The sequence below is a fragment of the Sneathia sanguinegens genome (genome assembly GCF_001517935.1).
In the GTDB taxonomy this organism is placed as follows: Bacteria; Fusobacteriota; Fusobacteriia; order Fusobacteriales; family Leptotrichiaceae; genus Sneathia; species Sneathia sanguinegens.
The window spans coordinates 1-495 of the sequence record NZ_LOQF01000030.1; the positions used below are offsets into that span (position 1 = coordinate 1).

Below are 495 nucleotides of genomic sequence, written 5' to 3' on the forward strand. Positions count from 1 at the left end.
GCACTTTGGTACTTCTGCAATTTGGGTGGAAAGGTGGAGCAGTAACTCCAACTTCATAATCTTTGACATCAAATACCTTCATATCCATACTTTGGCATATGTCAAAAGTTCTATCATCTAATGTAGCTATTATCTGATACTTGCTAACTTCCATCTGCTTATAGCTTTCAATCTCTGCCATGCTTCTAACTCTTGCAGTCTCGGTCTGTAATAATACTGTTGCTCTGTTTCTATCTACTTTCATTACCCTTGCAAAGTCCTTAGATAAGTCATAAGGTGTTTTACCTGTTATTACTCCAACTGTAATTGTTTTTTGCATTTCGTTTAGTAGCTTTTCTTTGTTTTTCCATATTATACTACTAAAGTTTGAACCATCTGATAGCCAGTTGCTTTTTAACCTCATTCACTTCATTGAATTGATTTTTAGGAACTATGTTTTTACCTATTATTTTTAGTAATTCATCTACTACCTTTTCTTCAATTCCTAACTTCAAT

The 495-nt window shown here is 33.3% G+C and carries 1 protein-coding gene; it reads right to left on the reverse strand.

The genetic code is table 11. From position 1 onward, the window contains the following. Nucleotides 1-319, reverse strand: a 319-nt coding sequence (locus tag AWT65_RS06290) for a minor capsid protein (protein WP_198142968.1), incomplete at its 3' end; no start/stop codon positions are given. Nucleotides 320-495: the final 176 nt, after the last annotated feature.